Genomic DNA, 24,773 nt, shown 5'->3' with positions numbered 1-24,773 from the left:
CAATAATTATACGGTGTAAGCAGCGATCTGAAAAGAAAAATAGACTACAAGCAGCAAGCGCTGCTTGTAGTCTATGGATTAGATTCACATGAGAGTAGATTGATGAATTAGAAGCCTGCCGTCCAGCCCGCATCTGCCGCAATAATTGCGCCGTTCACGAAGCTGGATTCATCCGATGCCAGGAACAAAGCGACTTGAGCGATTTCTTCCGGTTGTCCCAAACGAGGAATGACCCCTTGCGTCAATCTCGTCCGCGAAGCGCCGAACTCGTCCATATTGTTAATGGAAGAAGTGATGTTCGTCATCGTCGCGCCTGGAGCAATCGCATTGCAGCGAATACCTTTTTGAGCGTACATATAACCTGTGTTTTTGGTAATGCCGACAACCGCATGCTTGGAAGCCGTATAAGCAGCGCCCGCATGAGCACCGCTGAAGCCGCCCGTAGAAGCTGTATTCACAATAACGCCTTTGCCCTTCTCCAAGAAGATCGGAAGCGCTTTGCGAATCGCGCGCATAACGCCCTTCGTATTCACATCAAAGATAAGATCCCATTTATCATCATTCACATCGCCCACAGCAGCCATGTTATCCATAATACCGGCATTGTTGACCAAAATATCGAGCGTGCCGAATTCGTTAACGGCTGTATCGATCATTGTATTCACATCGTTCAGGTCGGCTACATTCGTTTTCACGGCAATGGCTTTGCCTCCGTTTGACTGAATGCCTGCTGCAACCGCTTCCGCGCCTTCGATGTTCAAATCCGAGACGACGACGCTTGCTCCTTCTTTTGCATACAACTCCGCAATAGCTTTCCCCATACCAGATGCGGCGCCTGTTACTACCGCTACTTTTCCTTCTAAACGCATAATGAATCCCTCCAGCGATTTATTGAACAACTGTACAATAAAATTATAGAGATTATTGTATGAGCTTGTCAATGTCCATTTGTTTCACAAGACTTACAACTGTAGTATAATATACACATGTAAATTATCTATACGAATGAGGTGATCCTTTGCACAACACCCATACCTTAGACCCAAGGATTATTCGAACAAGACAATTGATTCATGACGCCTTCTTCGAATTGATTCAAGAGGTCGAATTCAGAAAAATATCCGTGAACCTCATAACGACCAGAGCGGGAATCAACCGTGTAACCTTCTATCTCCACTACAAGGATATCGAGGATATGATCGACAGCTTCGTGAACGAAATGATCAATGAAATCGAGGCTATCTTGCTAGAGAAGCAAAAGGAACAAAATATAAACGATTATGTGCGCTCGACACTCGTGAACTTAATGGAGTATATCGCGAGCCATGCAAAAGTATATAAAGTGTTATTAGTCTCCAAAAAAATACCTGTGTTCACGCCAAAATTTCTTGAATTAATGGTTCAACTCATATTGAAAAACAACGAATACAAGTCACCTTCGGAGTCCAATGAACAAAATGCAATCAGCACTGTCCCAAGAGAAATTACGGCATGGTATGGCGCTTCTGCACTCGTAGGCACCATATCGCTGTGGCTTGGCAATGATATGCCGTATTCACCTCATTATTTGGCATCGCAAATTATCAAATTCAATCTCTAGCTGCTGCGCAAAAAAATTTAGCGCTTGTCTGTCTAACATGTAAGCACTAAATTTACACATGTTTTCATTGTGTAGCTTATATGACGAAACGGCCTCTGTTGTCGTTTGCTCAAGGGTTTGAAAACGATTACGATAATGTCAGTTCCTATTACGAGAAGGAGTGACTATATACGATGAAAGCAGCGATTTATTATGGAAAAAACGATATTCGAGTGGAAGAACGAGCAATTCCCAGCATTGGGCCAAAAGACGTCTTAGTTCGTAACCTGCGAAGCGGCATCTGCGGCACAGACATTAATATAGTGAAGGTCGGCGCCGGCAATATGGGCATTAGCTTAGGTTCCGAGTTCGGACACGAAATGGTAGGCGAAGTGGTCGAGGTCGGTACAGAAGTATCGTCAAGTCTGGCAATCGGCATGCATGTTGGAATCAATCCGATCACGGCGAAAAAAGTCGGAAGGTACAAATCATTGGAATGCTCCGGCTTCTCGCAATATGTAGTTGTAGAAGATGCGGCTCTCGATTATAACTTGTATGCAATGGCAGACAGCATACCGCTAGAGGTCGCAGCTCTGATGGAGCCGATGAGCGTTGGCCGTCATGGCGCATTCAGCGCAAATCCGGTGCCGTCCGATAACATCGTCGTTTTGGGTGCTGGACCAATCGGTCTTACGGCTGCGGCAAGCTTGATCGCGGAAGGCATGACGAAGGTTTGCGTGGTCGATATAGATGAATGGCGCTTAAGCAAGGCAGCCGAATTAGGTGCCCTTACCGTAAATACAAGCAAAGAAGCTCTTGAAGAGGGTCTTGCCAGACATTATGGAGTCGTTAGCGTATATGGACAAAATGTGCCGGATGTCGATGTTTTCATCGATGCTGCAGGCGCTCCTCCATTATTCGAGAGTGTCATGAAAATAACGAAACCTCAGGCTAGAATATCGGTTATTGCCGTTTACAAATCCGAAGTGCCAGTCAGCCTTGTGCAAGTTATGTCCAAAGAAGTGCAAATCAAGGGTGCAAGCGGCTATACGCATGAAGATATCTCGAAAGTCGTTGAGCATCTAGGCAATCAAAAGGACAAGTTAGCCGGACTCATTACGCAAGTGTACAAGCTGGACGATATCGGGGAGGCATTCAACAAAGCGATCGAAGCTAAAGGAACGGTTAAAGTAATTGTCGATATGACGTAATAATCTTTCTAATAAATACTACGGACCTCATTCCCCGTTTTCACAGCGGAGAATGAGGTCTTTTTTATCGGGTTGATACAATGCCAGCGAAATGGGCATATTGAAATAAAATGTGAATCGAGGTGAAACATGTCACTAGGCAGCGTCTTGGAGTTAACAAACGATATGGATCACAATGCTGCCCTTATCCAGCATCGGTTCTCGAACACTGAGGATTTTTCTACGAAAAAATTGCGTGTACATAACCAAACCTGCCTGATCTTGTACTTGAATACGCTCGTGAAAACAGAATTGATTCATTCCGGCATCATTGAACCGTTAGTTATCGAGAATCCAGGCAATGCCAATGATATCGTATCATCTGCCGCTGTTCATCGGACAAGCGATCTTGCTATCATTGTCGACGCCCTGCTCGCCGGCTCTTGCATCCTTTTAACAAATAACGACGATGCTGCTGCTACTCTTATTAACGTTGCGGAAACGCTCAGCCGATCTATCGAGGAACCCAAAGAAGAACAGACCGTCATAGGGCCGCATGAAGGATTCGTAGAAAGCGTCAATACGAATATCTATTTGATCCGAAAGCGACTTCAAAGTACTAAGCTGAAAGTACAGTATCAACAAATAGGCAAGCTTACCAATACGAATGTTGCCATGTTATATATGGACGAGCTCATTAACCCGGACATTGTCGCAGAATGCACTGCAAGAATAGCCGCGTTCGAAACAGATCATCTCTATTCGATCGAAAATATCGAAGAGTGGATTGAGGAGCATCCACTGTCCCCCTTCGCCCAATCATTAAAAACAGAACGGCCCGATCGGGTGATCTCCTATCTAATGGAAGGCAAGCTTTGCATAATCGTAGATGGGAGTCCGAACGTCTTAGTGGTCCCGATCAGCTTTTTTTCTTTTTACCAATCTCCTGATGATTATTCGAGTAGATGGGTAGCAGGCACCTTCTACCGTCTGATCCGACTGATCAGCTTTATCTTCGCCATTACTTTGCCTGCCATTTACATTGCCATCGTGTCGTTTCATTCCGAGATTCTTCCTTTAGGCATTTTTTATTCCATTAAGGTTTCATTGACGTACGTCCCGTTTCCGCCAATCTTAGAGGCGCTCGTCATGCAAATCACGCTTGAGATCTTAAAGGAGGCTTCTATCCGTTTGCCGTCGCCTATCTCGCAAACCATCGGCATCGTTGGGGGTCTCGTCATCGGAACCGCGGTAGTGGAAGCGCATCTGATCTCCAATACGATGATTGTCGTCATCGGTTTGACCGCCATAGCCTCCTTTGTCACTCCGCTAAGCGAGTTTGGAACAAGTCTGCGCATATTGGGATTTCCGATGATGATAGCGGCTTCCCTCTTCGGATTTTTTGGAATCGTGCTTATGTTGATGATTATCGTCATGCATTTGTGCAAACTGGAAACGTTCGGCGAACCCTATTTTTATCCGTTTACGAATTTTCGTCCAAAACGACTTCAATATGCTTTATTGCGGTTGCCCGAGTGGAAGCGGCATATTAAACCTGGCTTCGAGGGCGGTCACATGTCATTTTTCAAGAGGTGGAAAAAAAGTTGAGCGCCGCGCGAGGATCGATATCTAAATTTCAATTGTTTTTTTTGATTGTCCAAAGTCAAGTCGGAATTGGTTTATTATCATTGCCATCCGATATGTATCAATCGGTTGACGGGGATGGGTGGATCTCCACTTTGATCGCCGGAGCTGCGGTACAGTTGCTATTACTTATCTATTGGGCGTTGTACAAGAGATTTCCGAATCTTAATTTTTCCGAGATGACAATTAAGCTATTCGGCAACATAGCAGGAAAGGCGTATAACGTCTTCTTTGCCATTTGCTGTATGGTCATTGCGGGTCTTTCCTCCACCCTGTACATCGAAATGATTAATATTTGGCTGCTCCCTCAAACACCTAAATGGGCTTTGCTTGTGCTCATTGTAGCTACATGTCTGTTTCTAGCCCTTGAGGATATTAAGATTATTTCACGATTTTTTGTTGTTTCCTCCTTTCTTTTTGCAATATTAATATTGATGAGTTTAATTAATTTCAAAGAAGATCTGCATGTGACTTACCTGCTGCCAATTGGGAAATCCGACTTTCTCGATATTGCAAAGGGAAGTCATCATACATTTCTTTCGATGATCGGGTTTGAAATCGTCTTGTTTGCTTTTACCTATGTGAAGAGCGATACGAGAGGATTATTGAAGGTCATTTCATTCGCCAATTTGTTCGTTACCGTATTGTATACCTACTTCGTTCTCATTTGCCTGCTCAGCTTCAGCCCGAATGCGTTAAAGCAGCTCCATTCTCCGCTCCTGTTCATGCTCAAAGGACTGGCCTTTCGTTTGGTCGAACGTCTGGACCTCATCTTCCTGTCGTTATGGATCGTTCCTATGACGACCTCTATCATTGCATATCTATATATAGCCGGCAAAAGCTTAAGTAATAATCCGCGTTTTTATCGGAAATCGGTTATTGTCAGCAGTGCTGTGATCTTTATCGCGGGTTATTATTTGTCGACACTGGAGCAATTAGAACAAGTCAGCCAATGGATACAAAATAGTTACTTTGTCGTCATCGGCGGTGTGCCTGCGTTCATGCTGCTGCTATCGTTTCTTCTCAAAAAACATACTAAAAGGTGTCCGTCATGAGAGAGAGGTTAGTCACAATTGTTGTGTTCCTGCTTATTCCTTTGTCGCTGACCGGATGCTGGGATACCAACCATATCGTAGATCAAAGAATTATTAGCGGAGTAGGCTTGGATCTGGCACAAAACAATAACATCGAAGGTACGGTTAGAGCTTTGCGTCTCGAAAGCAAAGGTGCGGGTCAATTCAAATTACAAGACGAACTTGTTCAATCTTCGGGAAAATCGCTTCTAGAAGTCGGGGTTAAGCTTGACAATATGCTCGCAGGCAAAACCGTCGGAAATAAAACGCATATTGTGATCATCAATGAACAGATGGCTAAACAAGGCATATACGAGCCACTGGAATTTTTTTATCGCAACTCCAAAAGTTATATCGGCTCCAAAGTTATTATTAGCCTTGAACCTGCGGCACGTATTTTATCAGTCGATAAACTCGAGAAAAGTCCGATTTCATTCGATATACTCCAAACGATCAAGGGGGCTGAACGTAGTACCGCCATCCCTGTTCAATCGCTGTACACGCTTTGGTCCAAAATGCTCGACACCAGCCGGGATACGATTCTGCCCATAATCAGAATGAAACAATCCGAAGATCTAATTCTCGACAGTATCGCTTTGTTTCACGGTGATCGATTCACGGGCGAGACCATAACCGGCGAAGATTCCACCTTGCTGCTGCTCTTAATGGATGAGCTGTCAAAGACGGCTATCATCAATGTGGAGATCGAGCCGATTCGGTCAACGAACCAACAAGATGAGCCCACCAATGAAATAATCTCGTTCAACACGATGAATATGAAGCGGAACATGCAAGTAACCGTTGATGAAGCAAGTCAAGCGGTTACTTGCTCCATCAAGGTTCATCTATACGTTGAAATCGTTCATTATCCCCATATCTCCGGCGTCGAGAACGATAAGGAAAAGTTAGGCAAGGCGATTGCGATGTCGCTTAATAGGAAAGCCGAAGCGATAACCAAGAAGCTGTTGAAAGCCAATTGCGACGTTTTTGGTGTAGAAGGTCAAATGTCGGCATTCCATCCGAAACGAAGCAATCGTATGGATTGGGACGAAGAGTACCGCAACATACAAATCAAGCCAGAGTTCATCGTCCATATTAATGGAAGCGGGTTGCTGAAGTAGTTATCCTTTGTAATAATCTACTTCAGCGCTATCGTCTTCGTGGCAATATTGCTGCAGAATTCGCTATCATGCTCTACGAACAGTATGGTCGGCTCGTATTCGAGCAGCAGCTCCTCGATTTGCATCCGGGAAATGACATCGATGAAGTTAAGCGGTTCATCCCAGATTAGCAAATGGACGTTCTCGCACAAACTCTTGGCAATGAGCACCTTCTTCTTCTGACCGCCGCTGTATGACGATATATCTTTCTCGAATTGCACTCTGGCGAAATCCAGCTTCCGTAAGATCGCTTTGAACAAGCTTTCATCAATGCCGCTTTGTCTTGCGTAATCTGTCAGATTGCCATGCAAATGCGAGGTGTCCTGCGACACATAAGATATTTTTAGCTGGCTGCCCCTTCTGAAGGTTCCGGTATACGATAAATCCTCGCCGCAGATGAGCTTGATGAGGCTTGACTTTCCGGATCCGTTTTTGCCCGTTAATGCGATTCTCTCCCCTTGCTCAATCGTAAAGCTGATGTCCGAGCAGACCGTCTTCTCTCCATATTGGATCGAGACATGCTCAAGCTCGGCGAGCTGTTTCTTATGATAAGCAAGCTGGGCAATTTTCAACTTCTCGGAGCTCTCGATATTTTTGAGCAGTTGCGACTTCTCATCAATGGCCGATTGCTGCCTGTGCTCTAGCGATTTGGAGCGTTTCATCATTTTAGCAGCCTTATGGCCAACATAACCTTTATCGACCTTAGAACCAGAATTTCTTGTTCCGTTTTTCGTCTTCTCCACTTCATGCGACCAATTGCCCGTACGTTTAGACGCTTCCGACAGACGATGAATGTCCTTTTTCAGCTTGTCGTTTTCGGCGAGCTCGAATTGATCCTGCCGCTGCTTATTTTCCCACCAGTCGGAGAAGTTTCCCTTCTGTATTTCGACATTCGTCTTATTGATCGAAAGAATATGATCGACGCAGCGGTCAAGGAAGGAACGGTCATGCGACACGAGAATATAACCGCTTTTCGAACTCAAATACCGGCTGACAAGCCTCCTAGCCTCCATGTCCAAATGGTTCGTCGGCTCGTCAATGAGCAGAAAGCTATTTTCCTTAAGAAATAACGCCGCCAGCAGCACCTTCGTCTGCTCACCGTTCGACAAGGAATCGAATGGCCGATACAGCACATCCTCGGTTACTTTAAGCAAAGAAAGCTCGCGCATCAATTCCCAGTGCTCATAATCCGGTATAATCTCGTCGATAACGTCCAACACATTATTCTCTTTGTTCGCAACGGGGAACGGAAAATATTCAAAGCCGACCTTGGCCGAAATGCTGCCGCCGAACTCGTATTTGCCCAGCAGCAAGTTCAAGAAGGTTGTTTTCCCTCTGCCGTTTCTTCCCATAAAGCCTAATTTCCAATCGGTATCAATCTGAAAACTTACGTTTTCGAATATAAAATCATAGCTGCCGTCGTAGGCAAACGTCAAATTCGACACATTTATTAATGACATAAATAATATCCTCCTGTAAGTAAAAAAATAAGAGCTACAAGAAAGTTACTTTCTTGTAGCTCAAATAAATACAGCAAATCCAACCCGCCACGCGGATTAGGATAAGGATATTTAGATTGAGTCATGAAGAACGTTGTAACTTTCTTGCATATAACAAATAAAACAGACGAAACAAACTCGCCTTGATCGTTTTATCCATGTATACTCGCTGCAAGAAATATTACATTATTCCGTTCAACCCCAATCGTTAAATTAGAAGTATCTTACCATACCTTATTTCATAATTCAACCGGCTTCTCGTATAGGTTGAAGCCATCCGTTACTCCCTTATTCACATAACCGTTCCGGCTGTATAGATCATTTAGGGTCGGATTGTCCGCTATGCAGTCTAAGCGAACAACGTCCTTGCCTTCGAACAATATGCCTGAATTGGACCATTGCAGAATGGCTTCGCCAAGCCCCGACTTCGCATAACTACGGCTGATTGCAAGACGATGCAGATAGATGGCGCGATCGTATGAACTCTCTGCAGCTCCCCAAAGACGAAGATCCCACTCGCTTGGCTCGCGCATCAGTATAACGATACCTGCCGCTGTCTCCCCGTCCTTGGCAAGAAAGACATCGCCTCGTCTGATCGCCCCGGCTGTATCATGCGAGTCTTCCCCGCTTAGCAGTGCGCTCCACTGGGTTGAGCCTTTGCTTTGCAGCCACTTCGCCGTCTCCAGCAAGAGCGCTAGAATCGCATCCGTGTCCTCTGGCTTAGCTTGTCCAATCGTAAATGCTCCGTTCAGGAGGGTCGCTTTCTCGATGCTGAAGATTTGTGTCATCGCCATCCCCGCTTTCTCTAATTGGACTTACAATTTTTTCGTCATAAAGGCGCTAAGCGGATCGTCGGTATAATCCGCGAACGGTCCGCAGTAAGCGAAGCCCAGTCGCTCATAGAGCATTCTCGCTGGCTCGAAATCGATCGTACTCCCCGTTTCCAAGCTCAAACGCTCATACCCTCTAGCTTTCGCTGTCTCGAGCATTTGCAGCAAAATATGTTTGGCTACGCCTTTTCGAAGATGCTCAGCAACCGTGCGCATGGACTTAATCTCTCCGTGCTTCGGATCCAGCTGCTTGATTGCACCGCAACCAAGCAGCTCCTCTCCCTCCCAAGCGCTCCAAAACGTAATATCCGGCTTTCTGAGTTCAGCAAGTCCCAGCGCATGCACACTTTCAGCCGGCGTATTGTCGTACATCCCTTGAAGATGATAATTAACCAAAGCAATCACTTTCGATCCGGATAAATCATCCACTCTGATATCCATAGCGTCTCCACTCCTACGTCTTACTACCTATTTATCACGAGTAATTAAATAATTCAATAATTGCTTTAAGAAGGCCGTATTGCGAGGAATATCTCTCAATACTTCCATCGCTAGACAATAATGATCCCACATCGTCTTACGCGCATCCTCCACGCCGAGAACGGTTACGAAGGTCGAATTGTTGTTGGCAATATCTTGGCCTGCGGGCTTGCCAAGCACTAGAGTATTCCCTTCCGCATCAAGTAAATCATCCTTAATTTGGAAGGCGATTCCCGCATGATACGAAAACTTCTTCAACGATTGTATCTCTGAATTCCCTACTTGGGCAAGAATGGCCGGCATGACAAGTGAAGCTTCGAAAGCAATTCCCGTTTTGTAATAACTGATCGTGTTCAATTGAGCAAGCGTAAGCTCTTTGCCTCTGGCATTCAAATCCATTGCTTGGCCCGCACTCATATCGGCAGCTTTCTGAGAGGAATAGCGGATCACAGCAAGCACGTTATTGGCATCGAACGCGACAAGCGACGCTTGCTCTTCAATCCCTTTCTGTATGAGATACAGTCCCGTTAATTCCGCTGTAGCGCTATTATGAAGCTGATGCAGCGTTGGACGCCCCCTGCGGGCAGAAGAATTATCTTGCGACGGCAAATCATCGAAGATCAATGAAGCGGTATGCATATATTCGAGCGATCTAAGAAGCGGCAATATCCCCGTAGGACTCAATCCGTATTCATTAACGCCCATGACCCAAGTCAGTATAGGACGAATTCGCTTGCCATCCCCGTTCAGACTATAGTTGGCAGCGTCAATCAGCGTTTCTTTCATGGCGGGAATCCCGTTTGGCTTAGATATTGGCAAATGGCTATTGATCTGATCCCGTACATTTTTAATCGTCTCCAGAAACTGTTCCTTCTCTTGCCTGTCGTTTCTAAGAACGTCCACCATCTGATCCCGCAGCAGCTTGTCATAGAAATCAACGTTGTCCGCTCGGCCTACCATCCGCCCAATAAGTCGATTGAACACCGGATTTCCCGAAGCAAATATGTCCATGATCTCGTTATACTTCACATCACCGACACGTTGCTTGCATCGCTTTAGGCCGTTAATGGCACGCGACAACAGCACCTCACGAGACTTGGCATCGGAGTCATATACATTATGAATCAAGTAAGCGATGACCGCCCAATACAATTCGTACGGATTAATAAGATCTGGACGGCTGTCACGATAGGTTAAATAATAAGTGTAAGCCGTAACCGCTCCGTCCCTCATATCGTCGAACATATCGGCAAAATCATCAGCAAGCTGATTATAAATTCCGTAGTAAAAGGTTCGTTGATCGAAACCGTCATCTGCATCAGACCCGATAACGGAACGAACAATCAGCCGTGAAGAGGAAGACTTAATGATAACAGGCAAATATAGCTCCTCATTCGTGTAGCTTGAATTGTGAAGCTCCTTCATTCGGTCTAGATCCTGGGAATGAAAAAATACATAGGACTGTTCTGTGAAGGCTTGCATCGTATCCGGCAATTGGCCCCGCTTAATATATTCGAATGCGTCGCGCAGCTCTGCGTGCACGAAATGCACTAGTTCTCTATTGTTGCCGTTCCATTCTTCTATATCCGGTACGGCTCCATCCATAAGCGTCGCACGGATCATTTGAGAATATTGTTTTTTCTCTTCTTTATCCAACACTCCAGAATCGAGCAGATCATCAATGAATGGATAGGTCAGGCCGTAGGAATAACCGAGTCTGATCGCTTCATCTAATCGCTTGGCACGATCTGCTGGCAATACGGAACTGTCCATGTCGTCCATGACATGCATGACTACACCAACAATAAGCTTGATCAGCTTGCGGACAGCTTGCTCCGCATTCATTCCTTCCGGAATAATCGAGGTTACGGCCCTTATCTTGCCGATCACCCAAATAGCGGCGTTCTCGATGCCTTCCTTCTGGGCCCAACGATATAGACCGTGCATGTTCATAAATTGCGGCTGCTCGTCATGCTTCGTATGGGAACCGCGCAACAAGTGTTTCTTAACGTCATTAACTATATCTCTTATTTGGTCCTTTGCATCGGAAGAATGCAGCGCTTTGCCCAAATCCCTCATATAAATATACGACACGCTTCGATCCAAATAACTATCCAGCTTCCCATTGTCGCTCAACCAGCGGATATATCTGCTGTAATCATGAGCTTCCGGTCTCTTGTTTAATCGCGTAAGCATCGCAAGCAAAGAATGAGGTTTGACATGAACCTTTTGCCATAATCGAATGTCTTCCGTCAAGGTTGTCACATAGGACTTGTTTGCAACCTGCGCCGAAAGCGATTGAAAATACTGAGCCGCCTTCACCTCAGCATTGTTATACCATGTATCGGAACGTTCGGATATTCCCACATTCATACGATAGATTAACTCACCTTCTGTTTATGATAAAACAATAATACGCGTCAGAATGGTCCCGGTTACGGAGCACTTTGAGCTCATTCCTTATGTTGGCTTATTATGAACAAAAAAACAAGAGTGCAGTTAGATCTGCGCTCTTGTTTTTTTGATCTTTATCATTATTTAGGCTGAATATAACCTTCCGCTTTCAGCAGTTCAGCGATCAGTACTGCGCCGCCAGCCGCGCCGCGAAGCGTGTTGTGCGATAAGCCTACGAATTTGAAATCATACAACGAGTCCTCGCGCAATCTGCCCGCCGATACGCCCATACCGTTCTCGATGTCGCGATCCAGCTTCGTCTGCGGTCTGTTCTCTTCCTCGAAATACGTAATGAATTGCTTAGGCGCGCTAGGCAATTCCAGCTCTTGTGGACGGCCTTTGAAGTTCTGCCAACGAGCAAGAATTTCTTCCTTCGATGGTTTGTTCTCGAACGATACGAATACCGTTGCGAGATGTCCGTCCGTTACCGGTACGCGGATGCACTGCGTCGTGATCAACGGAGCGCTTGCTTTCACGATCTGATCGTTCTCGATGCTGCCCCAGATTCGAAGCGGCTCCTGCTCGCTTTTCTCTTCCTCGCCGCCAATATACGGGATAACATTATCGAGCATATCCGGCCAGTCGGTGAAGTTTTTCCCTGCTCCGGAGATCGCCTGGTAAGTCGATGCCACGACTGTCGTCGGTTTGAAATCCTGAAGCGCATGAAGGGCCGGCACATAGCTTTGGATGGAGCAGTTCGGCTTCACGGCGATGAAGCCGGTCGAAGTTCCAAGACGTTTGCGTTGTGCTGCAATGATGTCCATATGGCTTGGGTTAATTTCCGGAATGATCATCGGAACATCCGCTGTCCAGCGATGCGCCGAGTTGTTGGAGATTACCGGCGTTCCTGTCTTCGCGTAAGCTTCTTCCAACGCTTTAATTTCATCTTTCTTCATATCGACCGCGCAGAAGATAAAGTCTACGTCAGCCGCAACCTCTTCCACTTTGGAAGCGTCTTGAACGACGATTTGCTTCACTTCTTCAGGAATTGGGGTAGCTAGCTTCCATCTTCCTTGTACGGATTGTTCATATGTTTTGCCGGCCGAGCTCGCGCTGGCAGCGATTGCTGTTACTTTGAACCATGGGTGACCGTCGAGCAATTGAACGAAGCGTTGGCCAACCATGCCTGTTCCTCCGACGATAGTAACTTTGAGTAATTGTGACATTTGCTCTTCAAATCCTTTCGCATGAAATATGAATGGGCAACCTATACTATGTTACTTGCAAGCTATCCTTTCCATAAAGGCAACAAAAAAATCCCACCCCCAAGACTGATGTCTTAGGGACGAGATTATTATACTCGCGGTACCACCCCAGATTCGCCAATATGTCGCCATATTAGCCTCTTCGAGTACGACATTGTCAATCAATGCTTATACTCTAGCTCTGTAACAGGAGCTCCTGGCACATGATCCCCGTTGTTCACGGTTCCCATGCGCTGCTCTGAGTCTTTGTTCAATAAAGTACGCTTTGCTCCTTTTCAGCGGACGGAGCTCTCTGTGAAAGTATCCCTTTATTTACTCGTCTCTTCATAGCATTTCATATGCGATTATATTATCAAATTACTTTTCAAAGGTAAACATTTTTTTTGAAAATATATTAATTAATTTCGTCAGCCCTTGAAGCCTTCCATGCTTGATGGTCAGCTTCAACCCTTTTCCATAATAAGTTTCGTTCGATGCTGTCGTAGTGAACGAGCTTTTCACCGAACACGTCCGCTAGTACGCTAAGCCATTGGGACTCATTAACCAATTCGGTTTTTGACACTCCATTACGGTCGCGCTTGCTCCAAATGCAGCCGCGAAGCTCATTGCTTTCCTCCGCATCGCGTTGTCTTATTAGAAATATATTCATCCATGGGGATTCTGGTGAACGGCTGTAATGCTCATGCTTCGGATAGAACTCATCCAGCCCGGTCAGCACTTCAGCATCAATATCTACGCCGACAAAAGAAGCGCTCGGATCATGTTCAAGCCGCCACCCTGGCGTCACGACCGATGATTCGGTCACCTTATAATGCAATGGGCCTTGCTCATATGATCCGTATTGCATGGGCAGCGGGCGATAGGGCATATCCCCGAGTCCTACATCCACAATCCATTTCTCAGGCTTCGATTGCTCGTCTTTAAAATCGACGCTGAGACCCAAGTGGAACGAGTTCACTCTCGGCTCTAAGCCCAAAGGCTGAACGCCTGCACGATGCAGGTTAACCTGATAACCCAAAGAATGAAGAAGCGCGCTGAACGCCCCGTTCAAATGAAAGCAATAACCGCTTCTGCCGCTTAGAATCAGCTTTACAGACGGCTCAAATCCGATTATTGCCGGTTTTCTTGTAAAAATATCTATGGTTTGCCAAGTAAGTGTTCGAACATGCGCCTCATGAAGAGCAGCCAAGTAAGCTTTTGTTGGCGGCTGATGTTCCTTGATTCCAATTCGCTGCAAATAAGCCTTTATTTGTTCTTTCGCGAGCGTATACAAATGAGTTCAGCCTCCACTCTTGCAACTATCCTTCTTCCACATCCGCCGTCAATTCACTTGCCACTTCCATCATCACAGGTATAACGGCATCATTGCTGCCTGAGACATAAATATCTCCGCCATAATGACGGAATGGGATGAATGCATCTCCGTGGCTCCACATGAAGAAATCCCCTTCAATCGTCATCGTCGTCTCGCCATGAGCGATGAACACGGGCGAATAGGTGAAATCAGGCTTTGTCGCAAAATATCGTTTGCATTCCTCTAACGATATCGCTTGCTCCTCCGCACTTCTATGTTGTTGATATTCTCTTGTGACTCGATAACGCTTGCTCATCCTATGTCCTCCAGTTCAATAATCGATTAGCCGATTGCATAAAATTTATTTTACAGCGATATCCGAAGGGGTGCAACATGCGACTTAAGCCTCCCGATACCATGAAGCTTGTGCCCGGAACATTGCGGCATAGACGCCATCGGCAGCCATCAGCGACTCATGATCGCCCTCCTCCGCGATCTCTCCACCATTAAGAACGACGATCCGATCCGCATAACGGGCCCAGCCTAGACGATGCGAGACGAACAGCACCGTCTTGCCTGCTGCAAGCGCTTGGAAGGAGCGATAGAGCTCGGTCTCATGCACCGGATCAATCGCAGAGGTCGGTTCATCAAGGACGAGCAGTCCCGCATTTCGAATGGCCGCCCTGGCAATCGCCAGCCGCTGCCATTGACCGCCGCTTAACTCGCGGCCGCCGGCGGACAACAAGCCTAACGAAGCTTCTAACCCGTCTTCAAAATGCTTCAAATCGACTAGACCTCCGGCTTCCAAGGCATGATTAATCGCGGAGTCATTGTGCAGAAACGCTGTTGCACCGAAGCCAACATTATCGCGCAAAGTCGTTTCATACCGAACATAGTCTTGGAATACCGCTGACGAGGATCTCCGCAGCCTCGAGCAGTCTAGCTGCTTATAATCAATGCCATCCCACGTCACAGAACCCGAAGTCGGTTCATATAAACCAAGAAGCAGCTTCACAAGCGTGGATTTACCAGCCCCGTTCTCTCCGACCAGAGCAACCGTCTCGCCCGGATTGAGCCTCATATTGATGTCTCGCAACACATATTCGTTACTGTTCAAATATCGATAGTTAACCTTATTAAATATAATTTCCCTTGGCTTTAACGGCTCGTTAGCAAGCGGTGCCGCACCTCGTGAATCCGACTTCTGATTCATTGATAAGTAGACTGCCAGATCGTTAATCTTATCGCTTTGAATAACGATCTTGCCGATTGGAAAAGCCATTCTTCCGGATATGCCGTAAGCTTGCCGCATAGCTAGAAAAACAATAACGAACGTACCCGCCGTAAAGTTCCCCGATTTTAACTGAGACAACATCCATGTGACCGTTCCGATTAACCCTATGATCTGCACGGTCGATACGAGCATGCCGCGTTTTATTTCTCTCCTGCGCGCTCCCATTCGCAGGGAGAGCGAGTCGCGCATCATGCTACTCCATTTGTCGGTCAAATACTCAAGTGAACCGAAGAGCCTCATTTCTCGAACGGTTTCCGGCTTAGTGAGCTCCTCCTTCAGATAATCAGACTGTCTCCCAGACCTGGTTAAGTCGCGATTCTGCTTACGGACAACAAGATCTGACTCCAGCCGGATTACGAACGAGATTATAAATACAACAACAAGTACGAATCCGATTACGGGATGGGCGAACCACGCGACGAGAATGAGTCCGATGAGTTCGAAAAACAAACGAAGAAAAGCGATCGCATTTTGCAACACTCCGAATAAATCCGTTCCCGCCACGCTCTTCGCTCTTTGCAGCAGATCATAATATTCGGTTTGCTCCATCATCTCTAACGGTACGCTTACGGCTTTATGATGGACCGCTGCTTGAATCTTCATCGTTGCTTGGTCGCGGAATTGGGCATCGATGATGTTATGGAGGGCAGATAAACCTACCCGAATGAGCGACACAGCTGTAAAAATAGCTAGAGGCGCCCAAGCGTGTCCTATCCACTCGCTCATCTGACGCCCCACCGTATCGGCAGCACTCTTATGGACGAACAGGTCAACGAGCTCACGCTGCGCCGCTAATCCCGGAACGACAAGCATGCCAAGCACGATAGGAATAGTCAGCCATGCCAGCGACAGGAGAGGCATATGACGCCATAGAAGATAAAATAATGGAATGATTTTTTTTATATTCATTTGTTTCATCCGGCATACCACGACGCCTGTAATTGAAACATATGGCTATATAGGCCGTCCCTCTCCATTAATTGTTGATGCGTGCCTTGCTCCACGAGCTGCCCCTCTTTCATAACGAGGATAAAGTCAGCCATCTTCGCCGCTCCCAGCCGGTGCGTGACGAGCAAAGCTGAACGCCCCTCCGAAGCACGCAAGAAAAGCTCGAAGGCATCCTTCTCTGATTTTGGATCTAGCGCTGCCGTCGGCTCATCGAACAATACAAACTCAGCGTCATTAAGGATAGCTCGAGCCGTCGCAATCTTCTGCCACTCCCCGCCGGAAGGTTCGATGCCCTCGAATGGAACGCCAAGCTGCATGCTCAAATCCTCGAACCGACTGCCAGCTGCCTGCAAGGATTGATGCAAACGCTTATCATGCATGAGTTCCGATATATGACCTAATGCAACATTTTCACGGAGCGTCAACATCAAGCGGGTGAAATCTTGGAAGACGACGGATACATTTCCTTCGGCTGATGTTGGCACAATCCGGCCAGCCTTCAAACGGCTCCATACGACTTCCCCTGCCGTTGGGGAATAGAGTCCTAATAGCAATTTGACCAATGTCGATTTGCCTGATCCGTTCTCACCGACTAATGCGACACGGCTATTCGGAGGAATGACAAAAGAAACACCGCGAACGGCATCGCGATTATTGCCGGGATATCCGAAATAGAGATTACTCACTTGCAGTTGCAAGCATCCAGGCTGCTTCCCTTCTTCTACTTTTTCTTCAACTGCTGCCGATGCCTCTCTATTTGATCGATTAGGTTGTACTTCATCAAGGTTTAAATAAGCTTGGAAGTCCTCCCACTTCATATAATGTGTTCGCATTGCGACGACTTGCCTGATTAAGCTTGGCAATTGTGATAATAATGTCGTCAACGCCAAGAATAGGAAAGCAAAATGTCCCGCGGACAGCAATTTCTGTCCGGGCATTAATACGACTAAAGCTAGCATCAGCCCGGTAAGCAGTGCCATTAGCAGCTCAGGTGGGACTTTCCGGCCTTCAGCTGAACGAACAGCACTCAATGTATGCTTAGAAGTCTGCCCCATTAGTACCGTCCATCTATCGCTTAAGAGATACCCTAAGTCGAACAACCGCATTTCCTTGGCCGCGTTGCGATTCGTCATCAGTTCGGAATAATGGCGCAATAATCTGCGATCAGAGCTTTGCTCTCGCGTCATTCGCTCGATGCTGCCAGCTGATTTACCGGATATATATACAAGTAAGAATGCGGAAGCAATAACTGCAATGACCGGAAGCCATTGGCCCAATCGGATGATAACGATGATGAGCATCGATAATTGCATAGACAGTTGAAGCAACTCCGCCCCTGTATGATAAATCTCGTATACGGATACTCGAAGCGCGCGTTCTCGCATATCCTTCACCTTCGCAGATTCGAGAGTCGCTAATGAAAGCCTTGACGTTTTGCGCATGATGAGGCGCTGTTCCTCAAGCGTTCCTACCTCATTAAGACGGGTCATGGCAAGTGGAATCGGCGCTCCTAACGCAACACTGTTAACGAACATCAGTAAACCAAGCCACCCAGATGCCCATAAAAGGGGACTTATCGGCGCTGAAGCCGACCATGCCTGAATTCGATCAATGATGGTTTTGACAAGCAAAAGCTCAAGCGGCATAATCGGCGCCGAAATCAGGAGTGCTGCCGCTAAGAGGAGTACAGATCGCTTCTCGATGCGATACAAAATATTTGCCGCATTGCGAAAACATTTCCAATAATGAATGACCATTCACCGCCTATACCTCTTTACTCAAACCGCATCGTTAAAGATAACGGAGTTTCCATAAAAAGTATAGACTTATAAATTCCCTCAGGTTATACTACTATTATAAGAAGCAGCGAACGGCATGCTTTATTTGAACCCACACAGAAATAAACAGTGACACCTTGCGGTGTCTTTTTTATTTTGCCGCAAGCTTTTCACCTCGCTAGAATAAACAAACCAATTAATAGACCAAGAATAAACAGGCTAACCATTCATAATGGTTAGCCTGTTTTTGATTTTCTTATTGTGAAAATTAGGTTCTGGCTCTGCCTGCTCTATACCATAGACCAACGGGAATGAGCAATAGCGAGAGAACGCTGCCGGATATCGCAAGTACAGCGTAGCTTGACTCCGCAACGACCAAGCCGGATAACGCGCCGCCTGAAGCACCGGCGATAGCAATGAATACGTCAAGAGCGCCTTGCGTCTTGGCTCTGTTCTCGATTGTCGTTGCATCGACGACCAAGGCCGTTCCGCTAATAAGTCCGAAGTTCCAACCAAGCCCAAGCAACGTCAACGCTGCGATCAGCAGTGTCAAAGAATCCGCTGGCGCAATGGCGGCAATAAAGCCGGCAAGCAATAAAGTAACGCCTGCCGCAAAGGCCATTGGAATTCGTCCGAGCTTATCCACTAATATACCGGTGAAGAGCGACGGCAAATACATGGCGCCAATATGGATGCCGATAACGAGTCCTACCGCTCCAAGGCCGTGTCCATGATGCTGCATATGGATTGGCGTCATGGTCATGATCGCAATCATGACAATCTGGGTTAATACCATTACAGTCGCGCCTACAACGATTCCTTTGCGGCCATCAGCGAGCGACTGGCGCGCGGCAGACGGATGGCTGTCGGAGCATGCCTTCTGCGACTCTGCGATCGCCTTGGCGATCCGCAGCGGATCAGGACGTAGAAGCAAGAACAGAACCAAACCCGCGACGATGAATGCGGCGGCCGATAAAATGAAAGGTCCGGCAAGCACGGGAATGCCGTTGGCCTCCGCGAAATCGCCCATGACCGGTACTAGATTCGGCCCCGCAACCGCTCCGAACGTCGTCGCTACCATGGCAATGCTAATCGCTTTGGCCCGTTGCGATGGCTTCGCCAAATCCGTCCCCGCGTATCTCGCCTGCAGATTCGTGGCGGTACCCGCGCCATAAATGACAAAAGCGAGGAACAACAAGACAAGACTGTCTGCGACGGCAGCGAAGACAATGCCCGCAGCCCCGACGCCGCCGGTCAGGAATCCGGCTGCCAGACCGATCCGGCGCCCGCTGCTCTGGGACAATCTTCCGATGAGATAAGCGCCGGCGGCCGAACCTAGCGTGAGAAGCGCCACTGGCACGCCTCCATAACCGTCCGTCCCGAGCATATCCTTGGCGAGCAACGCTCCGACAGTAACCCCGGCCGCAAGCCCTGTTCCTCCGAATAGCTGAGCTAGCACGACAATGATCAATGTTCGCTTGTATATTTGCTGCTGCTTTTCGGGAGATACCGTATAGGACTGATTGCGTTCAGTTGAATGATGAATAGGTAAGCCCTCCTCTGCACGATACAATGATTCTTTGATTATATCGTCATAGGCTGCTTTAGGAAATGCACTTCCCCCATATTCGCCGTTCATTCCGTACAAACCAAACTAAACGTCCATTTTCAGATCCCCTTCGTTATCGATGTATACTTTGAACTTGACGTTAGCTTTCAAGTTAGGCAAATAGTTGTCCCGCCACATCCGGAGCTCGTCGCGTTTCAACCTATTACGGAATAGCTGGCCGATTCCGAGTATGTCCGCTTGCTCCTCCTTCATTTTCGTCAAGACGTGATTAAGTCTTTCCGTCAACAGAGCTTGAAGATTCTGCTTGATCTTGTCTTGCGTCGGATGACCCTTCGTTTCCAGCAATGCGACTCTAAGCTTGATTTGGCAATTCAGCACCGGTTTGCCATCTACGATCGAGCTATGGTGCGTAATCCGATTATTCACAATCTGTACGGTGGCGTTGTCCATCACCTCGATCTTGCCCTTTACGTCCAAGCCGCTGAATATATTGGCAATCAGCGTTTCATTCGGTGTAAGACGGCCCACCATTTTACCGTTCCGTATAATGGCGCTGCCTCTGGTCTCTATGATCGTGCCCTTCCCCGATCTAATGATCGGTATGGCTTCATCGTGCGTATAAGAGTGAATGCTGCGAAATAGCTCCCAAATTCTCGACGTCGCAACTTGAGGACTCCACCCTGCGTTCACTTTAAAGAAATCATCAAGCAGCGTTCCGTTATTCATGCTGTATTGTTTTATATTCTGGAAAAACTGATCGATCGGTTCGTCGCATATGACCGCCATCGTTTTGGGTGATATCTCATTGGAGCGTATAAATGCCGTAACCGCATCGTTCAGGCCGCTAGTCGCATAAGCTTTATCGAACAATATCACTTTCAGATGCAGCAAATCCATCTGCGTCTCCATGTTCGAGCCGATTCGGTCTACAATATCGTTGATCGTGGCACCAGTACCTTGGACAAGACGGAACTCGGTTCCCTGCGATTGGAGCGGCTCCGGAATTTGCAGAACGATATGGTATTGCTGGTCTAACTTCGAAACGCCCATCACGATCGGGAGTGAACGATGATTAATATCTTTGTTGTCCCAGCAGCCGGTTAGCGTTAGCAATAGAGTCGATACTCCGAGAAGACGCAAAACTCGCTGACGACCTATTCTCATGTCTTAATACCAACCTTCTTCGAATGTCGAATGCCAAGAAAGAGCATGAGTCCAGGAATGAACATCATCGCGTACACGCGAAGAATCGTATTCATCCAGAATAAGCGGTCGACGGCATGCCAATCCGGAATAAGAGCACTGAGTGAATAAACGACAATTGCCAAAGGGATCAGCATCGTAACCTGCTTTACAGGTATCGCGACGCGTATAATGAGTGCTATCTTCCACAACAGCATCGCGTGGAACAACATGACGAACGAGATTAAACAGATTAGAAAAAACATCGATATCCGATCGAACATTAGCCAATTGATTTCGATCGTCTCAGCCGTCTCCAGAAACGGAAAACTGAATAATACCGCCGTGTTTCGACCGAAAGTCAGAAGCGGGATATAGACCGAAATAAGAAACATAGGAAGTAGAATAAAGTAAGCGCGGAGCATCTTCGAAGGTTTGTAGGTTACGTAGGGCTGAATGAAACCAAGATATAGAAATCCTCCTCCGAAAGCGAGAAAGCTCTTCGCAAACCCTGGTGTGAACAGGAAAGAGAAGTTGATGACCTCTCTGTCCAGCAAGGGAAACAAATAATGCCAATCCACATTTTGAAAAGCGCTTGCAAGTACGAACAGAACGAGCGGGGTGCCCATAATGATAAGCAAAATGGAAGTCCGGAATATCGCCTCCACGCCGAGAAAAGCAATATAGGACGAAATGGCGACAAGCAAAAGCAATATGGCCCAGGTTGGCGTACTTGTAAGGAAGATCAGTCTTATGACCTCGGCATACGCTCGGAACGTGACAATACTTATGCTAACTAAATACACGGCAAGCGGAAGCAGCAGGATGATCGCTAGCACCTTCCCTAATTGCTGCAAAATTTGGATTACATTTAGGTTTTCGAAATAACTGATTCCTTTCATATACACCGCTATTATAGCGAAGTAGAATAGGAAACCGGTCATGATCGGAACCCAATGGCTGCTCTCTGCGCCTTCGATAATTTGACCAGGATAGAAAAAGAAGATCAGCCCCATATGGCCAATTAAGAACAGCGACGTGACTTGCGTTGTTTTAACCATTGGCATCTCCTCTTGTCTTCATAATATGCACATAAGGGATTCCGAAAGAATTAAGGCTTGCCATATAGGCGCAAATGGCGACCAGTCCTGCCACAAGGCCATACAATCCGAAGCCTGCCGATAGGATAAGGATCAAATACTTGAACAGACGAATAGACAATGAGTTATGGAAGCCCACGACGGTTGAACTCGATATCGTCGTTGCCGCCAGAACGATAATGAGTAGATTGCTGACTAGCTTGGCGCTGACGACGGCTTGTCCGAGTATAATGCCGCCGACCATCGTGAGTGTCGGACCGATGCTCTTAGGCAGACGAATGCTTGCTTCGAAGATTAGCTCCAAGATGAGCAGCAGCAGCAGCGTCTCCACCAATGAAGGATATGGAACGTCCAGCCGGCTTCTTGCTATCGTAAGCGCGATCTCAATACGGAGCATGTCCGGATTCACGGAAACGAGCGAGACGTATAAGCCAGGTATAATGATGTTGGTCAAGACACCCAGAATACGAAGCAACCGTGTCAGGTAGGTGAAGACGGTCAGAAAGTTCCGGTCATTTTCTACGGCGAACATATCGGTTAGAAGACTCGGCAAAATAAGAGCGAAAGGAAACCGGTCCAGCAGCAGCACGACTTTTCCTTTCTGCAGCGCCCTGTCCACCTCCTGAGGCAATTCCGTCGAATTAAACTTCGTGACGGTTGACCATTTGCTAAAGCCGAGCATACTGCTTAATTGCTGCAAGTTTTGCACGTTCATGCTAATATTCGTTTCAATCTTTTTTACGACAGACTCCAATAGCTTGGGAATGACTTGATTTTGCTTATAAATAACAACGATCTGCTTCTGCCGGTCGGGGCCGACGCCATAGGACTGCGTTCGCAGATCCTCGGAAGCAACGTGCTTCCGTATCAATCCGATATTCGTTCCGATATCTTCTACGAATGCGCTAATCGATCCCCGGAGTACGTTCTCCGTAATAGGCGCTTCGATCGAACGGGACAATATTTTGGAATAAGGATGGTAGTCTACGAATACCTCCTCCGATTCGAACCAAATAACAAGCTGCCCTCGCAACAGCAGCGAGACGATCGAATCCTCGCTCGGATCTTCAATCATTTGGCCGATACTTTCGCATAATCGGTATTCGCTTTCATCGGGAACGAACCTTGCTGCTTGCGCATGGAGCTCATTCATCGATTCGGCAACGCTCATGAACGACTGGTAGCCAAGCAAGACGACCTGTTCGTTCGACAGCAAGATTTTGTATCTGAAAAAATCGGAGTCTTGGCCTAACCGCTTTATGATCTTATCTATTAATTTCAACTAAAATCCCCTCAACATTTTCTTGTTATGTTTTCCCTTTTTTCACCAACTATGCATCGAGTTATAACAAAAAAGGAAATCCTGCACGAAAGCAGAATTCCCTTTTTCAGCTTCTTTTTCAATTAGAATATAACTCCTCTGTACCCTTAATAACTTCCGTACATTCCTTGATCATCCCGATGGCCCAATTGTAGACGCCGCGATCGGGATACTTTCGATAGTCGCATTCCAACGCCGAGATGAGAAATAAATACATATCATACCATCGCGCGCGGATCGATTGGCTAGTCGTGAGCTCATTGATGCCGTACCCGCTTAGGAATTGACGATTGTTCGCGAAGATCCGAAATCCCACCTCCATAAGCTCATCCGCCCATAAGCATCTCTCAAAGTCGATTAAACCCGTAATGGTACCTTGTTCTATGAATACATTGCCCGCCCACAAGTCCCAATGGACAAGCCTTGGCTTGGTCACTTCGTCGAAATACGTTTTATCTCTCTCTAGCAGTTTGAGCAATGACCCCGTATCACACTGCAAATCAATGTCCAATACTCTAGCATCATCGATTGCATCCTGCAAAATACGGCTGAACACCTCATACCAGCTGTCGCCTTGCTTATCCGGCTGACCGAAATAGCCGAACCTCTCTCCGATCACTTGGTTGATTCGTTAATTAAGCTGTCCCACTTGGTTATCGATCTGTCCCCGTAATTCGTCGCTCAACTCACTCATTACCGCATGAAAGCTGCTCCCGGTTAATTTGTTCATAAAGAAATAATCGACTTCGCACAACTCGTGACTGTTATCGTAATACAGAATAGTTGCAACGGGAACGTCGGTTTTCTCGGCTGTCAGTCTCATCGCTTCGACTTCGGCATACATGATATTACGCTCATGAGTCATGACAACTGAGCCTACGGGCGGCGCGATCTTCAGCACGACCTCTGTTCCATCCGACAGCTCGACTAAATAGGCAACATTGAAGAATCCTTCCTTCAACTCTTGTACGCTTACCGCCGTTATATCGCCAAACGCTCTAGCAATCATAGCTTCGATCGTCCGCTGCGGCTGCTTATTTTTCGTAAAGCCCTCCATCTCTCAGCCTCACAATCTATTCCTATATTTAGTCGATTTCGCATGAATCCATTATATCTGTTAATAGTAAAAATGGTAACGAAAAAAGCAACCCCTCCCTCTCGGGATGAGTTGC

19 protein-coding genes, 1 pseudogene and 1 other annotated feature are annotated in these 24,773 nt (G+C 46.9%); of the genes and pseudogenes, 5 read left to right on the top strand and 15 right to left on the bottom strand.

Annotation, left to right across the window (positions count from 1 at the left end; genetic code table 11):
* Positions 1–107 precede the first annotated feature (107 nt).
* The gene (locus AC0YN0_RS07930) at positions 108–869 is read right to left on the bottom strand and encodes an SDR family oxidoreductase (protein ID WP_475820721.1); all 762 of its coding nucleotides are present in this window, start codon (positions 867–869) and stop codon (positions 108–110) included.
* Between the two features lie 149 nt (positions 870–1,018).
* On the opposite strand from AC0YN0_RS07930, the gene AC0YN0_RS07925 reads away from it, so the two are divergent.
* The 5 genes from AC0YN0_RS07925 (at position 1,019) to AC0YN0_RS07905 (ending at position 6,607) form a co-directional block, all read left to right on the top strand.
* Entirely contained in the window at positions 1,019–1,600 is a 582-nt protein-coding gene (locus tag AC0YN0_RS07925) for a TetR/AcrR family transcriptional regulator (RefSeq protein WP_475820720.1), read from the top strand.
* A 173-nt stretch (positions 1,601–1,773) separates the two neighbouring features.
* The gene (locus AC0YN0_RS07920; RefSeq protein ID WP_475820719.1) at positions 1,774–2,790 is read left to right on the top strand and encodes a zinc-dependent alcohol dehydrogenase; all 1,017 of its coding nucleotides are present in this window, start codon (positions 1,774–1,776) and stop codon (positions 2,788–2,790) included.
* A gap of 165 nt (positions 2,791–2,955) precedes the next feature.
* The gene (locus tag AC0YN0_RS07915; RefSeq protein ID WP_475820718.1) at positions 2,956–4,377 is read left to right on the top strand and encodes a spore germination protein; all 1,422 of its coding nucleotides are present in this window, start codon (positions 2,956–2,958) and stop codon (positions 4,375–4,377) included.
* Positions 4,374–5,468, top strand: coding sequence for a GerAB/ArcD/ProY family transporter (locus AC0YN0_RS07910; protein WP_475820717.1), 1,095 nt, complete (start codon positions 4,374–4,376; stop codon positions 5,466–5,468). Before AC0YN0_RS07915 ends, AC0YN0_RS07910 begins: the two co-directional genes overlap by 4 nt.
* Positions 5,465–6,607, top strand: coding sequence for a Ger(x)C family spore germination protein (locus tag AC0YN0_RS07905; RefSeq protein WP_475820716.1), 1,143 nt, complete (start codon positions 5,465–5,467; stop codon positions 6,605–6,607). Before AC0YN0_RS07910 ends, AC0YN0_RS07905 begins: the two co-directional genes overlap by 4 nt.
* Positions 6,608–6,624: 17 nt before the next feature.
* Here the strand turns inward: AC0YN0_RS07905 and AC0YN0_RS07900 are convergent, their stop codons facing one another.
* The 14 genes and pseudogenes from AC0YN0_RS07900 to AC0YN0_RS07835 all read right to left on the bottom strand — a co-directional run bounded on the left by AC0YN0_RS07900 (position 6,625) and on the right by AC0YN0_RS07835 (position 24,610).
* Positions 6,625–8,106 carry an Lsa family ABC-F type ribosomal protection protein gene (locus tag AC0YN0_RS07900; protein WP_475820715.1) on the bottom strand — a complete coding sequence of 494 codons (1,482 nt, stop codon included), beginning with the start codon at positions 8,104–8,106 and terminating at the stop codon, positions 6,625–6,627.
* A gap of 278 nt (positions 8,107–8,384) precedes the next feature.
* Positions 8,385–8,939, bottom strand: a complete 555-nt coding sequence (locus AC0YN0_RS07895) for a GNAT family N-acetyltransferase (RefSeq protein ID WP_475820714.1) — start codon at positions 8,937–8,939, stop codon at positions 8,385–8,387.
* A gap of 21 nt (positions 8,940–8,960) precedes the next feature.
* On the bottom strand, positions 8,961–9,416 hold the full coding sequence (locus tag AC0YN0_RS07890) for a GNAT family N-acetyltransferase (protein ID WP_475820713.1): 456 nt from the start codon (positions 9,414–9,416) through the stop codon (positions 8,961–8,963).
* Positions 9,417–9,443: 27 nt separating this feature from the next.
* Complete coding sequence (locus AC0YN0_RS07885; RefSeq protein ID WP_475820712.1) at positions 9,444–11,828, bottom strand: polyprenyl synthetase family protein; 2,385 nt, start codon at positions 11,826–11,828, stop codon at positions 9,444–9,446.
* Positions 11,829–11,989: 161 nt separating this feature from the next.
* Entirely contained in the window at positions 11,990–13,075 is a 1,086-nt protein-coding gene (gene asd, locus AC0YN0_RS07880) for an aspartate-semialdehyde dehydrogenase (protein ID WP_475820711.1), read from the bottom strand.
* A gap of 112 nt (positions 13,076–13,187) precedes the next feature.
* Positions 13,188–13,451 (bottom strand) — a binding site (T-box leader).
* Between the two features lie 57 nt (positions 13,452–13,508).
* A complete protein-coding gene (locus tag AC0YN0_RS07875) occupies positions 13,509–14,387 on the bottom strand; it encodes an arylamine N-acetyltransferase family protein (RefSeq protein WP_475820710.1) in 879 nt (292 codons plus the stop codon).
* A gap of 25 nt (positions 14,388–14,412) precedes the next feature.
* Positions 14,413–14,724: a hypothetical protein gene (locus AC0YN0_RS07870; RefSeq protein WP_475820709.1), complete on the bottom strand. Its 312-nt coding sequence runs from the start codon at positions 14,722–14,724 to the stop codon at positions 14,413–14,415.
* Positions 14,725–14,808: 84 nt separating this feature from the next.
* On the bottom strand, positions 14,809–16,611 hold the full coding sequence (locus AC0YN0_RS07865; protein ID WP_475820708.1) for an ABC transporter ATP-binding protein: 1,803 nt from the start codon (positions 16,609–16,611) through the stop codon (positions 14,809–14,811).
* A gap of 5 nt (positions 16,612–16,616) precedes the next feature.
* A complete protein-coding gene (locus tag AC0YN0_RS07860; protein WP_475820707.1) occupies positions 16,617–18,407 on the bottom strand; it encodes an ATP-binding cassette domain-containing protein in 1,791 nt (596 codons plus the stop codon).
* Between the two features lie 289 nt (positions 18,408–18,696).
* Positions 18,697–20,076, bottom strand: coding sequence for an MFS transporter (locus AC0YN0_RS07855; RefSeq protein ID WP_475820706.1), 1,380 nt, complete (start codon positions 20,074–20,076; stop codon positions 18,697–18,699).
* A 6-nt stretch (positions 20,077–20,082) separates the two neighbouring features.
* Positions 20,083–21,162: a Ger(x)C family spore germination protein gene (locus AC0YN0_RS07850; RefSeq protein ID WP_475820705.1), complete on the bottom strand. Its 1,080-nt coding sequence runs from the start codon at positions 21,160–21,162 to the stop codon at positions 20,083–20,085.
* Positions 21,159–22,241, bottom strand: coding sequence for a GerAB/ArcD/ProY family transporter (locus AC0YN0_RS07845; protein WP_475820704.1), 1,083 nt, complete (start codon positions 22,239–22,241; stop codon positions 21,159–21,161). The genes AC0YN0_RS07850 and AC0YN0_RS07845 overlap by 4 nt, the downstream gene beginning before the upstream one ends.
* On the bottom strand, positions 22,234–23,562 hold the full coding sequence (locus AC0YN0_RS07840; RefSeq protein WP_475820703.1) for a spore germination protein: 1,329 nt from the start codon (positions 23,560–23,562) through the stop codon (positions 22,234–22,236). The genes AC0YN0_RS07845 and AC0YN0_RS07840 overlap by 8 nt, the downstream gene beginning before the upstream one ends.
* 118 nt (positions 23,563–23,680) lie before the next feature.
* Positions 23,681–24,610 (bottom strand): annotated as a pseudogene (locus AC0YN0_RS07835) (phosphotransferase family protein).
* Positions 24,611–24,773 lie beyond the last annotated feature (163 nt).

The sequence above is a fragment of the Paenibacillus sp. J22P218 genome (assembly GCF_056269195.1).
The sequence above is the reverse complement of the archived record's forward strand: the minus strand, read 5'-3'. Positions and strand labels throughout refer to the sequence as shown.

Bases quoted from the DNA above. Each gene is read 5' to 3' on its own strand.
- AC0YN0_RS07930 (WP_475820721.1), bottom strand. From the start codon at position 869: ATGCGTTTAGAAGGAAAAGTAGCGGTAGTAACAGGCGCCGCATCTGGT.
- AC0YN0_RS07920 (WP_475820719.1), top strand. From the start codon at position 1,774: ATGAAAGCAGCGATTTATTATGGAAAAAACGATATTCGAGTGGAAGAA.
- AC0YN0_RS07915 (WP_475820718.1), top strand. From the start codon at position 2,956: ATGGATCACAATGCTGCCCTTATCCAGCATCGGTTCTCGAACACTGAG.
- AC0YN0_RS07905 (WP_475820716.1), top strand. From the start codon at position 5,465: ATGAGAGAGAGGTTAGTCACAATTGTTGTGTTCCTGCTTATTCCTTTG.
- AC0YN0_RS07900 (WP_475820715.1), bottom strand. From the start codon at position 8,106: ATGTCATTAATAAATGTGTCGAATTTGACGTTTGCCTACGACGGCAGC.
- AC0YN0_RS07895 (WP_475820714.1), bottom strand. From the start codon at position 8,939: ATGGCGATGACACAAATCTTCAGCATCGAGAAAGCGACCCTCCTGAAC.
- AC0YN0_RS07890 (WP_475820713.1), bottom strand. From the start codon at position 9,416: ATGGATATCAGAGTGGATGATTTATCCGGATCGAAAGTGATTGCTTTG.
- AC0YN0_RS07885 (WP_475820712.1), bottom strand. From the start codon at position 11,828: ATGAATGTGGGAATATCCGAACGTTCCGATACATGGTATAACAATGCT.
- asd (WP_475820711.1), bottom strand. From the start codon at position 13,075: ATGTCACAATTACTCAAAGTTACTATCGTCGGAGGAACAGGCATGGTT.
- AC0YN0_RS07870 (WP_475820709.1), bottom strand. From the start codon at position 14,724: ATGAGCAAGCGTTATCGAGTCACAAGAGAATATCAACAACATAGAAGT.
- AC0YN0_RS07865 (WP_475820708.1), bottom strand. From the start codon at position 16,611: ATGAATATAAAAAAAATCATTCCATTATTTTATCTTCTATGGCGTCAT.
- AC0YN0_RS07860 (WP_475820707.1), bottom strand. From the start codon at position 18,407: ATGGTCATTCATTATTGGAAATGTTTTCGCAATGCGGCAAATATTTTG.
- AC0YN0_RS07850 (WP_475820705.1), bottom strand. From the start codon at position 21,162: ATGAGAATAGGTCGTCAGCGAGTTTTGCGTCTTCTCGGAGTATCGACT.
- AC0YN0_RS07845 (WP_475820704.1), bottom strand. From the start codon at position 22,241: ATGGTTAAAACAACGCAAGTCACGTCGCTGTTCTTAATTGGCCATATG.